The organism is Tropicibacter sp. S64 (assembly GCF_049803835.1).
Lineage (GTDB): Bacteria > Pseudomonadota > Alphaproteobacteria > Rhodobacterales > Rhodobacteraceae > Pacificoceanicola.
The window spans coordinates 1-17406 of record NZ_JBNAGK010000010.1 but is presented as its reverse complement, the minus strand read 5'-3'; the positions used below and the strand labels follow the sequence as shown (position 1 = coordinate 17406).

Genomic DNA, 17406 nt, shown 5'->3' with positions numbered 1-17406 from the left:
GTGCCTTCTGGTCCCTATTGCCCCGAGCATGGCGAGGTTGACGCAGGCCAGCAAGGCCCCCGGACTTTTTCCGGCGAAGTTTGGTGCACAATTGCGGGGGTTGCCCGTTTCGCCCGCAGTGGTATCGAAAGGACAGGACACCAGAGCGGGAGGGATGGACATGGCGCAGCCGCTGAACGGGATCAGGGTGCTCGACCTGACCAACGTGCTGGCCGGTCCCTTCTGTTGCCACCAACTGGCGCATATGGGGGCGGAGGTCATCAAGGTAGAGGCCACCGGACGCGGCGATCTCGCCCGGCAACTCGGGGCCGACCCCGAGCTGAACAAGGCCGGGATGGGCGTGTCCTTCCTCGCGCAGAACGCCGGGAAGAAGTCGGTGACCGTGAACCTCAAACACCCGGAGGGCAAGGCGATTTTCCTTCGGCTTCTGGCGACCGCTGACGTGCTGGTCGAGAACTTCCGGCCCGGGGTGATGAAGCGGCTGGGTCTCGACTACGAGACCCTTCGGCGGGATCACCCGACGCTGATCTACTGTGCGATTTCCGGTTTCGGCCAAGAGGGGCCGTGGGTTCACCGTCCGGCTTATGACCAGATCATCCAGGGCGCGTCCGGGGTGATGTCGATCACTGGCGACGAGAGCAGCGCCCCGCTGCGCGTCGGCTATCCGGTGGCCGATACAGTGGGTGGCATGACCGCCGCCTTTGCCATCGCCGCCGCGCTGAATGGAGCGCCGCGCGGCACCTTCCTCGATGTCAGCATGCTCGAGTCGGTGCTGGCCACCATGGGCTGGGTCGTGTCCAACCACCTGATCGCCGGGGTGACGCCTTCCGCCAACGGCAACGAGAACCCTACCAGCGCGCCCTCTGGCACCTTCGCCTGCAAGGACGGCGTGCTGAACATCGCCGCCAACAAGGACGAACAGTGGGTTCTGCTGACCGATCACCTCGGGCTTGCAGCGCTTCGCGACCGTCCCGAATACGCAACCCGGGAAGATCGCAAGGCCAATCGCCACAAGCTCCGGGCCGACCTCGAAACCGTGCGGATGACCCGCGACCCGCGCGACTGGGCCAAGGAGTTGAACCGCATCGGCGTGCCCGCCGGGGCGGTGCTCTCGGTGCCCGAGGTTCTGAAGACCCCGCAGGTCGCGGAACGCGGCTTCCTGCATCACTTCGACGACGTGCCCGGCGTCGGCCGAAGCATCGACGTGGTGACCACCGGGTTCAAGGTGGACGGGCAGGCCCCGACCGTGGTCACCCCGCCGCCGGAACTCGGCCAGCACAACGGGGAAATCTGGGAAAGCCTCGGGCTTTCGGCGCAGGACATCGAAACCCTCAAGGAAAGCGGCGTGATATGAAGAATGACGTCTCCGACTGGTGGAGCACCGAGATCATCGACATGGCTCCGGGCCAGATCCGCATGCGCGGTCATCCGATCGAGGACCTGATCGGGACGGTCAGTTTCCCCCAGATGATCTGGCTCATGACCCGGGGCGACCTGCCCACCGAGGCGGAGGCGAAGCTCTTCGAGTGCGCCCTTGTCGCCGCGGTGGATCACGGCCCGCAGGCCCCCTCGATTGCCGCCGCGCGGATGGCCGTGACCTGCGGGTTGAGCCTCAACGGCGCTATGGCCAATGCGGTCAACATGCTCGACGATGTGCATGGCGGCGCGGGCGAGCAGGCGGTCGAGCTTTACGGCTGGATCGACGAAGCCGTGCAGGGAGGTCAGCCTCTGGAGGAGGCCACCGGCACGATGATCGACCGCTGGCAAGCCGAGCGGTCAAAATTCATCCCCGGCTTCGGCCACCGCTTCCACAAACCCGAAGACCCCCGCGCCCCGCGCCTCCTTGGACTCGTCGAAGAGGCCGCATCAAAAGGTGTCGTCTCCGGCCGCTTCGCCGCCATCGGCCGCCAGATGCAGGCGACGCTCAATGCCCGCAAGGGCAAGCCCGTCCCGATGAACATCGACGGCGCGACAGCAGTGATCTATGCCGAGCTTGACTTCGCCGGGCCGCTCGCCCGCGGCCTGTTTTGCCTCTCGCGCTCGGTCGGGGCCATAGCGCATGGCTGGGAGCAGATGCAGCAGGGTGGCAGGAACAAGGGCCCGACGCCCCCGGCCTACCGCTGGACCTACACCGGAAAAAACCCCATCGGGGAATGACCCGGTTTGCGTTGAGGCCCCGGCGCGAGGCCGGGGCTGCGTTCGGCCTCAGATCACCGCTTCGAACAGCGCCTTCACATTCGCTTCGGTCAATTCCACCGGGTTGCCGCCGCAGGAGGGGTCAGCCAAAGCCATCGGCACCAGCTCGTCGATCCGGTCCGCACTCGCACCCATTTCCGAGAGCTTTCGCGGAATGGCGAAGCTGTCGTTGAAGTCCTGCACGAACGTGCGGAACCCGTCAAAGCCGCCTTCGACCCCGATATAGGACGCCGCGCGGTCGAACCGATCCGCGATCTTCGGCGCGTTCAGCTCCAGCACCGCAGGCATGCAGACCGCGTTGGTCGTGCCGTGGTGGGTATTGAACACCGCGCCGATCGGATGCGACAGGGCGTGAATCGCGCCAAGCCCCTTCTGGAAGGCCGTCGCCCCCATCGCCGCCGCGCTCATCATCTGCGCCCGCGCTTCGATATCCGAACCATCCGCATAGGCGCGCGGCAAGTACTCGACCACGAGACGCATCCCCTCCAGCGCGATGCCTTGGCTCATCGGGTGATAGAACGGGCTGCTGAACGCCTCCACGCAATGCGCAAAGGCATCGAGGCCGGTCCCGGCGGTGATGAACTTCGGCATGCCCACGGTCAGCTCCGGATCGCAGATCACCACGGTCGGCAGAACTTTCGGGTGGAAGATGATCTTCTTCACATGCGTCTCGGAATTGGTGATCACAGAGGCGCGGCCCACTTCGGAGCCGGTTCCCGCCGTCGTCGGGACCGCCACGATGGGCGCAATCGCGTCGGCATCGGCACGGGTCCACCAATCCCCGATGTCCTCGAAGTCCCAGACCGGGCGGGTTTGCCCCGCCATGAAGGCGATCATCTTGCCGAGGTCGAGCCCCGAGCCGCCGCCGAACGCGATGACCCCGTCATGACCGCCATCGAGATAGGCCGCGACGCCTGCGGCGAGGTTCTTCTCGTTCGGGTTCGGATCGACATCGGCAAAGAGCGCCCGGCCCAGACCCGCGGTTTCGAGAATATCGAGCGCCCCGTCCGTGATCGGCAGGTCCGCCAGCCCCTTGTCCGTCACCAGCAGCGGCCGGGTGATCCCCGCCTGCGCACAGGCGCCGGGCAGTTCGGCAATGCGGCCAGCGCCGAATTTCACGGAGGTCGGGTAGGACCAATTTGCAGTCAGGCTCATGTCGTCACCTTCTTGAGATGGTAGGATTTCGGGCGGGTCAGGTTGTGATAGCCGATGACCGAGAGGCCACCGCCGCGCCCGGTGTTCTTGCAGCCGGTCCAGCACAGGCCAGGGTCGAGATAATCGGCGCGGTTCATGAAGACGGTGCCGGTCTCGATCTGATCGCCGACGCGCTGCGCCCGCTCCACGTCCTGCGTCCAGAGCGAAGCGGTCAGCCCGAATTCGCTGTCGTTCATCAGCGCAATCGCTTCCGCGTCGTCCTTCACCTTCATGATGCCCACAACCGGCCCGAAGCTCTCGTCCCGCATCACCCGCATGTCATGGGTCACCCCGGTCAGGATCTGCGGCGTCAGGTATGCGCCGCCGTCATCCTCCGCGAAAGTCTCGATATGAGCCGTCGCGCCGGCGGCCACCGCCTCGGCGATCTGCGCCCGCACCTCATTGGCGAACCGGACGTTTGCCATCGGCCCGAGGGTCGTCGCACTGTCCAGCGGATTGCCCAGCTTGTAGCCCCGGACCACCGCCAAAGCCTTTTCCAGAAAGGCATCGTACAGGCTCTCATGAACATAGATCCGCTCGATCCCGCAGCAGCACTGCCCGGAATTGAACATCGCCCCGTCGATCAGCGTATCGACCGCCGCATCGAGGTCCGCATCCTCCATGACATAGCCTGGGTCCTTGCCGCCCAGCTCTGTCGCAACGCCGGTAAAGGTCCCCGCCGCCGCCCGCTCCATTTGCTGGCCGCCGCCGACCGAACCGGTGAAGTTGACGAAGTCGAAGGCACGTCCCGCGATCAGCGCCGAGGTGGTGTCGTGATCGAGAAAGATGTTGTCGAAAACCTCCGCTGGCACGCCCGCCGCATGGAAGGCCCTCGCCATGCGCTCCCCCACCAGCAGGGTCTGGGTCGCATGCTTCAGAAGCACCACATTCCCGGCGATCAGCGCCGGGGCCACCGTATTGATCGCCGTCATGTAGGGGTAATTCCACGGCGCGACCACGAACACCACGCCATGCGGCACCCGCTTGATGTAGCGTTTGAACGTCGCGTCTTCACCCACCGCGATATCCGCCAGCGCCTCTTCCGCAATCGCGGCCATATGGCTCGCCCGCTCGTCGAAGCCCCGGAATTCGCCGCCGTAGCGCACCGGGCGGCCCATCATGTGGGCCAGTTCCGGCACGATCTCGTCGTTCATCGCGCCCACGGCGGCGACTCCCGCCATCACCAGCTCGATCCGCTCCTGCAAGGGACGCGCGGCCCAGGCGGCTTGTGCCACACGCATCGCGGCGACCTTGTCGCGGGCCGCCTGCAAACTCATCACCTCGCGCGTCGCGAACACCGATCCGTCGATCGGCGAGATGCACTCCAATGTCCGGCCCATCGCCAAACCTCCGTTTCCAGGGGTGCGAGACCCCTGCTTCTTCTTGGTTCAAATACCCAAATCGCGGGGCGCAGCCCCGCCGCGCCCGGTCAGACCCGCTCGAACCCGCGCGCGATTTCCCAATCCGTCACCGCGCGGGCGAAGGCTTCGAGTTCCACCTCGGCGGCGCGACAGTAGTGGTCGATCACCTCGTGTCCGAACGCCTCGCGCATCAGGGCGGACTCCTGCAGAACCGCCCGCGCCGTGTCGAGATTGCCCGGGATGCGCCCGGATGTTCCCTTGTAGACGTCGCCCGTTGTCGGATCTTCCAGTTCCAGCCCTTCCTCGATCCCGGCGATCCCCGCCGCCAGCATCGCCGCCATGGCCAGATAGGGATTGATGTCGGAGCCCCCGACGCGGCACTCGATCCGGATGCCCTTGGACCCTTCCCCACACAGACGGAAGCCCGCTGTCCGGTTGTCCACCGACCAGATGATCCGCGTGGGCGCGAATGTGCCGACCATGAAGCGCTTGTAGCTGTTGATATAGGGCGCGAGGAAATAGGTGTAATCCGGCGCGTACTTGAGCAGGCCCGCCACGTAGTGCTTCATCAGACCGCTCATCCCGAGAGCGTCCTCGGGATCGAAGAACGCCGGTTTGCCGTCCTTCCACAGCGACTGGTGCACGTGGCTCGAACTGCCGACGCGGTCCGGATGCCACTTCGGCAGGAAACTCGCCGCGTGGCCCTGCTGCCAGGCGATCTCCTTGATCGCGTGTTTGGAAATCGTGTGGTAATCCGCCGTCAGAAGCGCGTCGGCATACTTGATGTTGAGCTCTTCCTGCCCGGCCTCCGCCTCGCCCTTGGTGTTCTCCACCGGGATGCCCGCGTCCCACAGGTGATTGCGCACCCGGCGCATCACGTGCTCTTCCTTCATGGTCTGGAAGAGGTTGTAATCCTCGTTGTAGCCGCTGATCGGCTCGAGGTCGCGATACCCGCCCTTGCGGATCTCGTCATAGCTCTTCTCGAACAGGAAGAACTCCAGCTCCGTGGCCATCATGGCGTCGAAACCCATGTCCTTCAGCTTCGCGACCTGGCTCTTGAGCATCTGGCGCGGGGCATGCGGCACCGGCTCGTGGGTGTGATGGTCAAGGATGTCGCACATCACCATGACCGTCCCGTCGAGCCACGGCACCGGCCGCAGCGTCGAAAGATCCGGTTTCATGATGTAATCGCCGTAGCCGCGCTCCCAGGACGTCGCCTCGAAGCCCTCGGGCGTGCTCATCTCCAGATCGGTGGCCAGCAGGTAGTTGCAGCAATGCGTCTCTTCCCAGGCACTCGCCACGAAATGGCCCGCGTGGAACCGCTTTCCCATCATCCGGCCCTGCATGTCCACGATGCAGGCCAGGACCGTGTCGACTTCCCGGGATTCGACCGCGGCCTTCAACTCTTCGAACGTCATCTCGCGTCTTTCCTTCCTCAGGCGTTTGCGATGGTCAGCCCCTCGTGGGCGAATTCCACCGTTTCAACCGCCACTTCATTCCCGTCGGACTTCAGGTCCGTTCCGGAGATCTTCGTCGGCCAGGCATTGGTCAAAGTCCAGACCATGGTCGGTTTGCCGGTCTCGTCCAGCAGTTCAATGGTCACCGCCCTGCGCCCGGTCAGGTTCATCTTGACCTCTTCGAACCAGGCCCAGAACGAGTTGTCCTTGGTGAAAATCCCCTTCTTCATCACCACGGTTCCGTACTTGGCGATCCCCGGCATCTTCACCGTCTGAAAGCTCTTGCTGTTCCCCGCCCGGTACTCGATCACCGGCACGTCGGAGTCCAGTCCGGTGATTTCCTGGAAGGAAACATCGCCGACATCCGGGATCGAAACCCGGAAATGGAACTTCGGCAAGGGCCATGCCGCGCCCTGCGTCCCGCCGTCATCCGCCATGTCCTGTCTCCCTGAACCCGAACCGGCCCCCGCACGTCCTGCGCGCGGAGGCCTTTGTCATTCCCTGCCTTCGGATCAGAAGGTGTAAGGCGCCCCGGCGGAGTTGATGACGGAGTTGTACTCGCGGAAGATCGACACGATCTTCTGATGCACCTCACCTTCCTGCGCGATCTCGTCCCAGAACTTGACAGCGGCCTCCTCGACCTGCTTCCACTCGGCGGAGGGCACTTCGCGCAATTGCAACTTGTCGCCCTTGGCCCGCAGCCGCGCCTCGCCGCCCCAGTACCACTGGTTGCGATAGGTGTGCCCGGCCTCGATACCCGCCATGACCAGCGATTTCAGGTGATCCGGCAACTCTGCCCAACGCTCTTCGTTGACGAAGAAGGACCCGATCCAAGCACCCGAGATGTTGTTGGTCAGGAAGTAGTCGGTCACGTCCGCCCAGCCGACGGTGTAATCCTCGGTGATGCCGGACCACGCCATGCCGTCGAGCTCGCCGGTCTGCACCGCGACTTCCGCATCCTCGTAGGGGATCGTTACCGGCACCACGCCGAACTGCGCGAGGAAGCGGCCCGCGGTCGGGAATGTGTAGAGCTTCAGACCGTCGAGGTCCGCCAGCGAGGTGATCTCCTTCTTGGTGTTGAAGTTGCACGGGTCCTGACCGGCGGCAGAGAGCCATTTGACGCCGACCTTGGCGTATTCCTCTTCCCAGATCTCCTTGAGGCCGTACTGGTTGAACAGCACCGGCACGTCGAGGATCGTCTTGGTGGCAAAGGGGAAGTACCCGCCGAACACGCGCAGCGGCGTCGGGGAGGCCATGGAGTCGTCGTCGGAATGCACGCCGTCGATGGTGCCGCGCTGCAGGGCCTGGAACAGCTCGCCCGTGGGCACGATCTGGTCGGCGTAGTAAAGCTCGATCTCCATCTCGCCATTCGCGACGGTGTTGATGTAGTCGATGATCGGCTTGGTCACATGCTCGCCCAGCGCAGCCCCGGCATAGGTCTGGAAGCGCCATTTGATCGGCGCCTGCGCCTTCACCAGTGTCGGCGCGGCAAGCAGCGGCGCGGCGGCGGCACCTCTGAGAATATTCCGTCTTGTCAAAGTCATGGTCGTCTCCTTGTCGGTTGGGTGAAATGCCCCTTTGCGGGGTCGTTGCTTTTGTCCTGCGTCACTTTCCATAGACGTAATCCGGCAGCCAAAGCGCGATCTGCGGGAAGATCATCACCAGCGCCAACGCCCCGACCATCACGAGGACAAACGGCACGATGGAGCCGTAGATGTCCCGAAGCGTGATCTCCGGCGGAGCCATGGCCTTCATCAGGAACAGGTTATAGCCGAAGGGCGGCGTCATGTAGGCGATCTGGCAGGTGATCGTGTAGAGCACCCCGTACCAGACCAGATCGAATCCGAGCGCACCGACCAGCGGCACATAGAGCGGCGCAACGATGACCAGCATGGCGGTATCGTCGAGAAACGTGCCCATCAGGATGAAGCTCAGCTGCATCAGGATGAGGATCATCCAGGGGCTGAGGCCGAGTTTCTCGGTGAACAGGGTTTCAATCGCCTTCACCGCGCCAAGCCCGTCGAACACCGCGCCAAAGGCCAGCGCCGCGAGGATGATCCACATGAACATGCAGGTGATCCCGAGGGTCTGGCGGATCGTCACCTCGAACACCTGCCGGGTCATCCGCCCCTTGGCCACGGCGGCGAGGAAGGCGGCAATCGCACCGATCGCGGAGCTTTCCACGAGAGAGGTCCAGCCGTTCACGAACGGCACCATCATCACCGCGAAGATGCCCACGGGCAGCAGCCCCGCCCGAAGCAGCCGCAGCTTCTCGCGCATCGGCATGTCCCGTTCTTCGGGGCTGAGGGCCGGGCCGAGTTCCGGCGAAATCCGGCAACGGATGACGATATACAGGATGAACAGCCCTGCCATCATCAGCCCGGGGATCACCCCCGCGAGCCACAGCTGTCCCACCGGCTGCCGCGCGATCATGGCGTAAAGGACGAGGACCACGGAGGGCGGCACGAGGATGCCCAGAGACGAGCCGGCCTGAATGACCCCTGTCACCATCTTCTTGTCATAGTTCCGCTTGAGCAGTTCCGGCAGGGCAATCGTCGCGCCAATCGCCATGCCGGCGACGCTGAGCCCGTTCATGGCGGAAATCAGGACCATCAGGCCAATGGTGCCAATCGCCAGACCGCCCCGCAGACCGCCCATCCAGACGTGGAACATTTTATACAGATCGTCCGCGATCTTCGATTCCGACAGGACATAGCCCATGAAGATGAACATCGGCAGGGTCAGCAGCGGATACCATTTCATCAGCTTGATGGCGCTGGAAAAGGCGAGGTCGTATCCGCCCCGGTCGCCCCAGAGCGCCAGCGCCGCAATGACCGCGACGAAGCCGATTGCGCCGAATACCCGCTGGCCGGTCAGCAACATCGCCATCATCGTGGCGAACATGAAGATTGCGATGAATTCATACGACAAGGGAGGGGACCTCTTCTCCGCGCAGTCGCAGGATATCCTTGAACAATTCAGACACCGCCTGGAGCAGCATCAACGATATGCCGAAGCACATGACCACCTTGATTGGCCAGAGATAGGGCCGCCACGCCGTCGGGCTGCGCTCGCCGCCGTAGCTGAAACTGTAGATCGTGCTGTCGATCCCGCCCCAGAGCAGCACCCCGAGATAGAAGATCAGGAACAGCACCGTGATGCTGTCCACCGCCGCCTTCCGCCGGGTCGACCACTCGCCGTAGAGCAGGTCCATGCGCACATTCGAGCCCATCTGGATCGAATACGGCCCGCCGAGGATGTAGTAGCCGACCATCAGGAACTGCGCCATTTCCAGCGTCCACATGGACGGGGTGAAGAACACCTTCGAGATCGAAGACCAGAGCAAGACAGCCATCAGGGCAAAGATGCCATACATGGCAAACCGGCCGATGGCGTGGTTGATCCGGTCGACGATGGCGATGTAGCGGCGCAGAACCTTCATGCGGCGGCCTCCGTCACCCGGGCCAGCGCGGCCGTGAGCGTTTGCGCCAGATGATCCGCCATGACTTCGGCCTTTGCCTCCGTATCGACGAGATCGTTTCGCACCTCGATCATCACCGACCGCAGCCCCCGCGCCTCTGCATGCTTCGCCAGCGTGTATGTCACACCGTCCATGGCGGAATAGGGCGCATTCACTTCGGCCTTCAACGCGCCCTCCCGGGATTCGATCTGCACCGCGGCCTGCGCCAGGGCAGCATCGGAATGGAACAGGTAGCCCAGTTCCACCGCCCGCGGCTTGCCGAAATAGACCGGCGTGAACGTGTGCACAGTGATCAGGGTCACCGGCCCGGAACAGGCCGCCTGCTGACGATCGAGCACATCCGTAACAGCCGCATGAAAGGGCTCATGCACGGCTTCGTATCGCGCTTGCCTGTCCGCCGATGTCAGGTTGGTGTTTCCGGGGATCTCGTGGATTTCACTGACCGCCGGAATGCTGCCCTCCGAGTCGAGCGGACGGTTGCAGTCGTAGACAAGCCGGGACAGCTGCGCCGCAACCAGCGGCGCCTGCAACCGCGCGGACAGCCGTTTTGCCACGTCCAGCGCCCCGATGTCCCAGGCCACGTGGCTGGTCCGGGCGGCGTCGGACACGCCCAGCCCCTGAAGGGCCGGCGGAATGAAGGCCGAGGCATGTTCGCAGACCAACACCAGCGGTGCCGCCCCGATTTTCCCCATGACAGCCACCGCGGGCCATCCCAGCGCGTCCATTTCTTGCTCCCCGTGTTCGCTTGTGTAAAGATCACTACAAGCCGGACGCAAATGTCAACATTGTTTCTTTTTTCGGAGGCCGATCATACTCCCGATGAACAAGTCAGAGGCACATCCAGGCAGCGCCCCTCTCGTGCGGGACATGCTCAAGGAGCATCAGGCCAGCCTGACCGCCGCGGAACGGCGGCTGACCGCGACCTTGCTGGACGATTCCCTGATGAGCGGGCTGCAGTCGATCACCAGGCTGGCCGAGAACGCCGAGGTCTCGACCGCCACCATCGTCCGCCTCGCCCGCAAACTCGGCTTCGACGGCTTCTCCGACTTTCAGAACGCCATGCGCGAGGAGGTCGCCGCCCGGGTCAAGCAGCCGTTGGCCAAGCTGGACCCCGGCGAACTGACCGGACACAGCGACCACGTCCTCTCGCGGTTCGCCCGCGCCCTGTCGCGCAACATAAATGCCACGCTCGACCGGCTCGACGTGGCGGAATTCGACGCGGTCACTGACCTGCTGTCCGATCCCGCACGCAACATCCACCTGATCGGCGGGCGCATCACGCGGTCCAATGCGAACCACTTCTTCAACCATCTGCAGATCATCCGGCCCGGCGTGTCACTTCTGGACGCCTCGCCCAGCGTCTGGCCGCAGTCCCTGCTGGACATGAATGCGCTGACGACGCTCGTGATCTTCGACATCCGCCGCTACGAGAAACAGCTCGAACGGCTCTCCAGACTGGTGACCGAGCAGGGCGGCAACATCGTGCTGTTCACCGACCAGTGGGGCTCCCCCATCGAAACCCACGCGGCGCATACCTTCCGCACCATGGTCGAGGCACCCTCGTCCTGGGATTCGACCCTTGCCATCAATTTCCTGGTCGAGGCCCTGATCGCGGGCATCCAGGCCCGCTCGCAAAGCGCCGACCGGATCGCGGCCCTGGAGAAGATGATCGGCGCGGCGCGGATTTTCCGGGGGAGCTGAGCGGGCAAAGGGCGCAACACAGTCCCGGACGTGATCCGGGACCTCATACTGCGCCGCAAAGACCGTGCCGATTTTCAAATCTTTCCGAAGAGTGCTGTCGCATCTTTCCGGGTGCCGCATCAATCGACGCCCGCGTACCCTCTCTTTCAAACGCAACCTCGTCAGGAACCCCGATGAGCCCCAAGTACTATGCCCCGCACGGCGGTCTCCCCGGTCAGGAGCAACTGCTCACCGACCGCGCCATGTTCACCACCGCTTATGCCGTCATTCCCAAGGGAACGCTGCGCGACATCACCACCAGTTTCCTGCCGTTCTGGGAAGGCACCCGGCTCTGGGTCATCGCCCGCCCGATGACCGGCTTCGCCGAGACCTTTTCGCAGTACATCATGGAAGTGCAGCCCGGCGGCGGATCCGACCGGGCCGAGACAGATCCGGAGGCCGAAGGCGTGCTCTTCGTGGTCGAGGGGCAGGTCACTGTCACCGTGGACGGGAAATCTCACACGCTGACCGAAGGCGGCTATGCCTATCTGCCGCCGCAATCCGGGTGGATTTTGCGCAACATCTCGGACGCGCCCGCCCGCTTCCACTGGATCCGCAAGGCCTACCAGAAGGTCGACGGCCTCGACATGCCCGAGCCCTTGTTCCTCAACGAACAGGACATCACCCCGAACGCCATGCCCGGCACCGAGGGCAAATGGGCGACGACCCGCTTTGTCGATCCGAACGACCTTCGCCACGACATGCACGTCACCATCGTCACGCTCGAACCCGGCGCTGTGATCCCCTTCCTTGAAACGCACGTCATGGAGCACGGGCTCTATGTGCTCGAAGGCAAGGGCGCGTATCGGCTCAACACTGATTGGGTGGAGGTCGAGGCGGGCGATTTCATGTGGCTCCGCGCCTTCTGTCCGCAGGCCTGTTATGCCGGGGGGCCGGGCAAGTTCCGCTACCTTCTGTACAAAGACGTCAACCGGCATATGCCATTGCGGTTGCGCTAGGGTCTCGCGCCCGCGATTGCCAGGGTCAATGCCGCCGCCGCCCGCATCACAGGGCGGCTGAGGTTTTCCATCTCCTGCGGTCCGATCCGGTTCACCGGGCCGGACACGGAAATCCCCGCCACCACCTCCCGGTTCATGTCAAACACCGGCGCCGCGATACAGCGCATGCCGTTGTTCTTCTCCTCGTCGTCCACCGCGTAGCCGCGCACCCGTGCACGCGCCAGATCGGCCAGCAAGGCCTTTTCGTCGGTCAGGGTCCGCTCGGTGAAACGTTCCAGCGGCTCCGATAACACCCTCTCCAGCCGCCCGGCATCCATGAACGCAAGGAGCGCCTTGCCGATCCCCGAGGCATGCATCGCCGAGAGCGTCCCTGGCGGAAAGAACGCCCGGATCGCCGAATGTGTTTCAACCTGGCTCAGGAACAGCACCGCGCCTTCCTTCTCGATGCCAAGGTTCGCGGTTTCCCCCGTCTCCTCCATCAGCCGCCGCATGATCGGCCGGGCGCGTTCCACAAGGCTCGTCCGCCGCAAGAACCTTGCCCCGATGACGAAGGACCGCGCACCGACGTGCCAAAGCTGCTCGTCCCGGTCGAACTCCACCATCCCCCGCCCTTCCAGCGTGACGAGGATGCGGTAGACCGTGGCCGGCGATTGCCCGGTTTCTTCCGCCAGCTGCGTCAGCGCGAGGCCCGACGCCCCGCTCAGATGCTCGAACACCGCCATCGCCCGGTCCAGCGACTTGATGGTGTTCTGCTCCGTCTTGTCGTCCCAGCCGCGCGGCCTGCCCCGCCTGCGGGTGGTGGATTCGTCCTGCATCGCCGCCACTTAATTCTGTTTGAAAAACCACTTCACAATATGAAAAACTCAACCGACTGTAAACGCTGAAAAATTCAAACGCTCCGGAATCTGAAAACCGATTTCAAAAAAATTTCTTCATGAAATGACCTGTCCTATGGTCCTCCTCGAGAATGGAAGGAGCCCCGCCATGAGCTTTCAGAACCCGGTTTTCATCCCCGGCCCGACGAACATCCCCGAGCGGCTGCGCAAGGCCTGCGACATGCCGACCATCGACCACCGATCGCCGCTATTCGGCCAAATCCTGCACCCGGCGCGGGACGGCGTGCGCCGGGTCCTGCAATCGCAGACCGCCGAGGTCTATATCTTCCCCGGCACCGGCACCGCCGGCTGGGAAACCGCGCTGACCAACACGCTTTCCCCGGGGGATCACGTCCTCGCCGCGCGGAATGGCATGTTCTCGCACCGCTGGATCGACATGTGCCAACGACATGGCCTACAGGTCACGGTGATCGAAACCGCGTGGGGCGATGGCCTGCCCGCCGACCGCTATGAGGAAATCCTGACGGCGGACAAGGCTCACCGGATCAAGGCCGTCCTCGCCACCCACAACGAGACCGCCACCGGCGTGAAATCCGACATCGCCGCACTGCGCCGCGCTCTGGACACCGCCGGGCACCCCGCCTTGCTCTTCGTCGACGGTGTCAGCTCCATCGCCTCCATGGACTTCCGCTTCGACGACTGGGGCATCGACGTGGCCGTGACCGGCTCGCAAAAGGGCTTCATGCTGCCGCCGGGCCTCGCCATCACCGGCTTTTCCCAAAAGGCCATCGAAGCCACCAGAACCGCGAAACTGCCGCGCACCTATTTCGACATTCACGACATGGCGAAGGGCTATGCCAACAACGCCTACCCCTACACCCCCGCCGTGGGCTTGCTGAATGGCCTCAACGACGCCTGCCAGATGCTGCTGTCAGAGGGGCTGGAAAATGTCTTCGCCCGGCACACCCGCATCGCCGAGGGCGTCCGCGCCGCGGTCCGCGCCTGGGGCCTCGACCTCTGCGCCACCTCGCCGGAGGTCTACTCCGACACGGTCAGCGCCATCCGTACACCGGAGGGCTTCAACGCCACACGTATCGTCGAGCATGCCGCGCAGACCTATGGCGTGGCCTTCGGCACCGGCCTTGGCGAGGTCGCCGGGAAGGTCTTCCGCATTGGCCATCTCGGCTCGCTCACCGATGTCATGGCCTTGTCCGGCATCGCGACGGCGGAGATGGTCATGGCCGATCTCGGCTTGCCGATTGCCCTCGGCTCCGGTGTCGCCGCCGCACAGGAGCACTACCGCGCCACCCGCGCCGCACCGCAAAGGGCCGCGGCATGAAGGACCTTCTGGACATCCCGACCTATGACGACATGCTTGCCGCGCATGGACGGATCAAGCCGCATATCCGGCGCACGCCGGTGCGGGTCTCGGATTACCTGAACGATCTGGCCGGCTGTCAGCTTTTCTTCAAATGCGAGAACTTCCAGGAACCCGGCGCCTTCAAGGTGCGCGGGGCCTGCAACGCGGTCTTCGGGCTGGACGACGCGCGGGCGGCCAAGGGCGTGGCGACGCATTCCAGCGGCAACCATGCGTCCTGCCTCAGCTACGCGGCCATGCTGCGGGGCATTCCCTGCAACGTCGTCATGCCGCGCACCGCGCCGCAGGCCAAGAAGGACACGGTGCGGCGCTACGGCGGCGTGATCACGGAATGCGAGCCGTCGACGAGCAGCCGGGAGGCGACCTTTGCAGAGGTGCAGGCCCGGACAGGCGGCGACTTCGTCCATCCCTACAACGATCCGCGTGTGATCGCGGGGCAGGGCACCTGTTCCAAGGAGTTCATGGAGCAGACCGACGGGCTGGACATGGTGGTCGCGCCGATCGGCGGCGGCGGCATGATCTCGGGCACCTGCCTGACGCTGGCGACGCTCGCCCCCGAATGCCAAGTCATCGCGGCGGAACCGGAACAGGCGGACGACGCGTTTCGCAGCTTCAAGGCGGGGCACATCATCGCCGATGACGCGCCGAAGACCATCGCGGACGGGCTGTTGGTGCCACTCAAGGACCTGACATGGCACTTCGTCCGGACCCACGTGAGCGAGATCTACACGGCCTCCGATCCGGAAATCGTCGACGCGATGAAGCTGATCTGGAAACATCTGCGCATCGTCATGGAACCGTCGAGCGCGGTGCCCCTGGCCACCATCCTGAAGAACCCCGACGCCTTCCGCGGCAAGCGCGTGGGCATCATCATCACCGGCGGAAACGTCGATCTGGATAAATTGCCCTGGATGGGCTGAGGAGATTTCCGATGAAAGACCTGACCAATTTCGACCTCTACGAGGTGGGTTATGACATTCCGGCCAAGCCCGGCATGGACGCCGCCGACATCCAGACCCCCGCGCTGGTGCTGGACCTCGACGCGCTGGAGCGCAACGTCCGCAAGATGGGCGATTATGCCAAGGCGCACGGAATGCGCCATCGGGCGCACGGCAAGATGCACAAGTCGGTGGACGTGCTGAAGCTTCAGATGGATCTGGGCGGCGCGATCGGCGTCTGCTGCCAGAAAGTGTCCGAAGCCGAGGTCTTTGCCCGCGCGGGTATCAAGGAAATCCTCGTGTCGAACCAGGTGCGCGACCCGGCCAAGATCGCGCGGCTGGCGCAGCTGCCGAAGATCAGCGGCGGCGAGGTGATCGTTTGCGTGGATGACGTCGCCAATATTGCCGACCTGTCGGCGGCGGCGGTCACGGCAGGCACGACCCTTGGCGTCTTCGTGGAAATCGACTGCGGCGCGGGGCGCTGCGGCGTAACCACCACGCCTGCGGTGGTCGAGATCGCAAAGGCGGCCGTCGCGGCGGGCAACCTGATTTATCGCGGGATTCAGGCCTATCAGGGCGCGATGCAGCACATGGACGATTTCGGCGCGCGCAAGGCCAGGATCGACGCGGCCATCGCGCAGGTGCAGGACGCGGTCGACGCGCTGAAGGCCGAAGGGATCGACACCGATCTGGTGTCGGGTGGTGGCACCGGGTCCTATTGCTTCGAGTCGACTTCCGGCCTGTATAACGAACTGCAATGCGGGTCCTACGCCTTCATGGACGCGGATTACGGCCGCATTCTGGACAAGGACGGCCAGCGCATCGACGCGGGCGAATGGGAAAACGCGTTCTTCATCCTGACCAGCGTGATGAGCCACGCCAAGCCCGACAAGGCGATCTGCGACGCCGGTCTCAAGGCGCAATCCGTCGACAGCGGCCTGCCGGTCATCTACGGGCGCGACGACGTGGAATATGTCAAATGCTCGGACGAGCATGGTGTGATTGCCGATCCGAATGCCGTGCTGAAGGTGGGTGAAAAGCTGCGCCTCGTGCCCGGTCATTGCGACCCGACCGCCAATGTCCACGACTGGTACGTCGGTGTTCGAAACGGCAAGGTCGAATGCGTCTGGCCTGTTTCGGCCCGCGGCAAGGCCTATTGAGCGCCGACAGGGGGTGCGAGGGGCCAGCCCCTCGCTCTCCCCGGGGTATTTGCACCAAGAAGAAGCAGGGACTCGGTCCCGGATGACGTCTTGGGTGGGCGTCGCAGTTTGAAGGACACCATATCATGTGGATCGTACCGGAACGGGTCATCGCCGATCTGATGACCCGCGAGGCGGCGTTCGACGCCGTCGAACAGGTTTTTGCCGCGATGGCGGCGGGGGCGGCGCGCAACTTTCCCGTGGTGCGCGAAGCCCTGGGGCACGAGGACGCGCTCTACGGGTTCAAGGGCGGCTTCGATGGCGCAGGCCAGGTGCTGGGGCTGAAGGCCGGGGGCTACTGGCCGCACAACATGGACCGCCGGGGGCTGATCAATCACCAGTCGACGGTGTTCCTGTTCGATCCCGACACGGGCCAGCCTACGGCGATGGTCGGGGGCAACCTGTTGACGGCGCTGCGCACGGCGGCGGCATCCTCGGTGTCGATCCGGCATCTGGCACGACCGGACGCGCGGGTGCTGGGGATGATCGGCGCGGGGCACCAGGCGACGTTCCAGTTACGCGCCGCGCTGGAACAGCGCCCGTTCGAAAAGGTGATCGCCTGGAACCGGAGCGCGACGCGGCTGGACAGTTTGCGGGTGGTTGCCGAAGAAGCCGGCGTCCCGTTCGAATCGGTCCCGCTGGAGGGGATGCGGGAAGCGGATGTGAT

General features: G+C 64.3%; 17 protein-coding genes. 8 read left to right on the top strand and 9 right to left on the bottom strand.

The features are described 5' to 3' along the window. Positions 1–160: 160 nt before the first annotated feature. Both ACP159_RS16045 and ACP159_RS16040 read left to right on the top strand, forming a co-directional pair. Positions 161–1354, top strand: coding sequence for a CaiB/BaiF CoA transferase family protein (locus ACP159_RS16045; RefSeq protein WP_425100732.1), 1194 nt, complete (start codon positions 161–163; stop codon positions 1352–1354). Next, entirely contained in the window at positions 1351–2157 is an 807-nt protein-coding gene (locus ACP159_RS16040; protein WP_425100731.1) for a citryl-CoA lyase, read from the top strand. Before ACP159_RS16045 ends, ACP159_RS16040 begins: the two co-directional genes overlap by 4 nt. Before the next feature lie 48 nt (positions 2158–2205). Here the strand turns inward: ACP159_RS16040 and ACP159_RS16035 are convergent, their stop codons facing one another. The 8 genes from ACP159_RS16035 to ACP159_RS16000 all read right to left on the bottom strand — a co-directional run bounded on the left by ACP159_RS16035 (position 2206) and on the right by ACP159_RS16000 (position 10414). Continuing rightward, complete coding sequence (locus tag ACP159_RS16035) at positions 2206–3351, bottom strand: iron-containing alcohol dehydrogenase (RefSeq protein WP_425100730.1); 1146 nt, start codon at positions 3349–3351, stop codon at positions 2206–2208. After that, entirely contained in the window at positions 3348–4730 is a 1383-nt protein-coding gene (locus tag ACP159_RS16030) for an aldehyde dehydrogenase family protein (RefSeq protein WP_425100729.1), read from the bottom strand. The genes ACP159_RS16035 and ACP159_RS16030 overlap by 4 nt, the downstream gene beginning before the upstream one ends. Positions 4731–4819: 89 nt before the next feature. Next, positions 4820–6169: a glutamine synthetase family protein gene (locus tag ACP159_RS16025; protein ID WP_425100728.1), complete on the bottom strand. Its 1350-nt coding sequence runs from the start codon at positions 6167–6169 to the stop codon at positions 4820–4822. Between the two features lie 17 nt (positions 6170–6186). Further along, positions 6187–6645 (bottom strand): phage tail protein, encoded by a 459-nt coding sequence (locus ACP159_RS16020; protein ID WP_425100727.1) that lies wholly within the window; start codon positions 6643–6645, stop codon positions 6187–6189. A 75-nt stretch (positions 6646–6720) separates the two neighbouring features. Continuing rightward, positions 6721–7752 (bottom strand): TRAP transporter substrate-binding protein, encoded by a 1032-nt coding sequence (locus ACP159_RS16015; protein ID WP_425100726.1) that lies wholly within the window; start codon positions 7750–7752, stop codon positions 6721–6723. Positions 7753–7813: 61 nt separating this feature from the next. Further along, positions 7814–9139 (bottom strand): TRAP transporter large permease, encoded by a 1326-nt coding sequence (locus ACP159_RS16010; protein WP_425100725.1) that lies wholly within the window; start codon positions 9137–9139, stop codon positions 7814–7816. Continuing rightward, entirely contained in the window at positions 9129–9650 is a 522-nt protein-coding gene (locus ACP159_RS16005; protein WP_425100724.1) for a TRAP transporter small permease subunit, read from the bottom strand. The genes ACP159_RS16010 and ACP159_RS16005 overlap by 11 nt, the downstream gene beginning before the upstream one ends. Next, positions 9647–10414, bottom strand: a complete 768-nt coding sequence (locus tag ACP159_RS16000) for an N-formylglutamate amidohydrolase (RefSeq protein ID WP_425100723.1) — start codon at positions 10412–10414, stop codon at positions 9647–9649. Before ACP159_RS16000 ends, ACP159_RS16005 begins: the two co-directional genes overlap by 4 nt. Positions 10415–10508: 94 nt before the next feature. Here ACP159_RS16000 and ACP159_RS15995 point away from each other — a divergent pair, with 94 nt between their 5' ends. Together ACP159_RS15995 and ACP159_RS15990 are read left to right on the top strand one after the other, a co-directional pair. Next, positions 10509–11390, top strand: a complete 882-nt coding sequence (locus tag ACP159_RS15995) for a MurR/RpiR family transcriptional regulator (protein ID WP_425100722.1) — start codon at positions 10509–10511, stop codon at positions 11388–11390. A gap of 173 nt (positions 11391–11563) precedes the next feature. Beyond that, positions 11564–12388, top strand: coding sequence for a bifunctional allantoicase/(S)-ureidoglycine aminohydrolase (locus ACP159_RS15990; protein ID WP_425100721.1), 825 nt, complete (start codon positions 11564–11566; stop codon positions 12386–12388). Here the strand turns inward: ACP159_RS15990 and bhcR are convergent. After that, positions 12385–13203, bottom strand: a complete 819-nt coding sequence (gene bhcR, locus ACP159_RS15985) for an HTH-type transcriptional regulator BhcR (RefSeq protein WP_425100720.1) — start codon at positions 13201–13203, stop codon at positions 12385–12387. The two genes, ACP159_RS15990 and bhcR, sit on opposite strands and share 4 nt — an antisense overlap. Before the next feature lie 169 nt (positions 13204–13372). On the opposite strand from bhcR, the gene bhcA reads away from it, so the two are divergent. The 4 genes from bhcA to ACP159_RS15965 form a co-directional block, all read left to right on the top strand. Then, the gene (gene bhcA / locus ACP159_RS15980) at positions 13373–14563 is read left to right on the top strand and encodes an L-aspartate--glyoxylate aminotransferase BhcA (protein ID WP_425100719.1); all 1191 of its coding nucleotides are present in this window, start codon (positions 13373–13375) and stop codon (positions 14561–14563) included. Beyond that, positions 14560–15522 carry a beta-hydroxyaspartate dehydratase BhcB gene (gene bhcB, locus ACP159_RS15975; protein WP_425098181.1) on the top strand — a complete coding sequence of 321 codons (963 nt, stop codon included), beginning with the start codon at positions 14560–14562 and terminating at the stop codon, positions 15520–15522. The genes bhcA and bhcB overlap by 4 nt, the downstream gene beginning before the upstream one ends. Positions 15523–15533: 11 nt before the next feature. Next, a complete protein-coding gene (gene bhcC / locus ACP159_RS15970) occupies positions 15534–16700 on the top strand; it encodes a 3-hydroxy-D-aspartate aldolase BhcC (protein WP_425097552.1) in 1167 nt (388 codons plus the stop codon). 125 nt (positions 16701–16825) lie between these two features. Further along, positions 16826–17406 (top strand): ornithine cyclodeaminase family protein (locus tag ACP159_RS15965; RefSeq protein ID WP_425100718.1); only part of this gene is annotated, 581 nt, incomplete at its 3' end.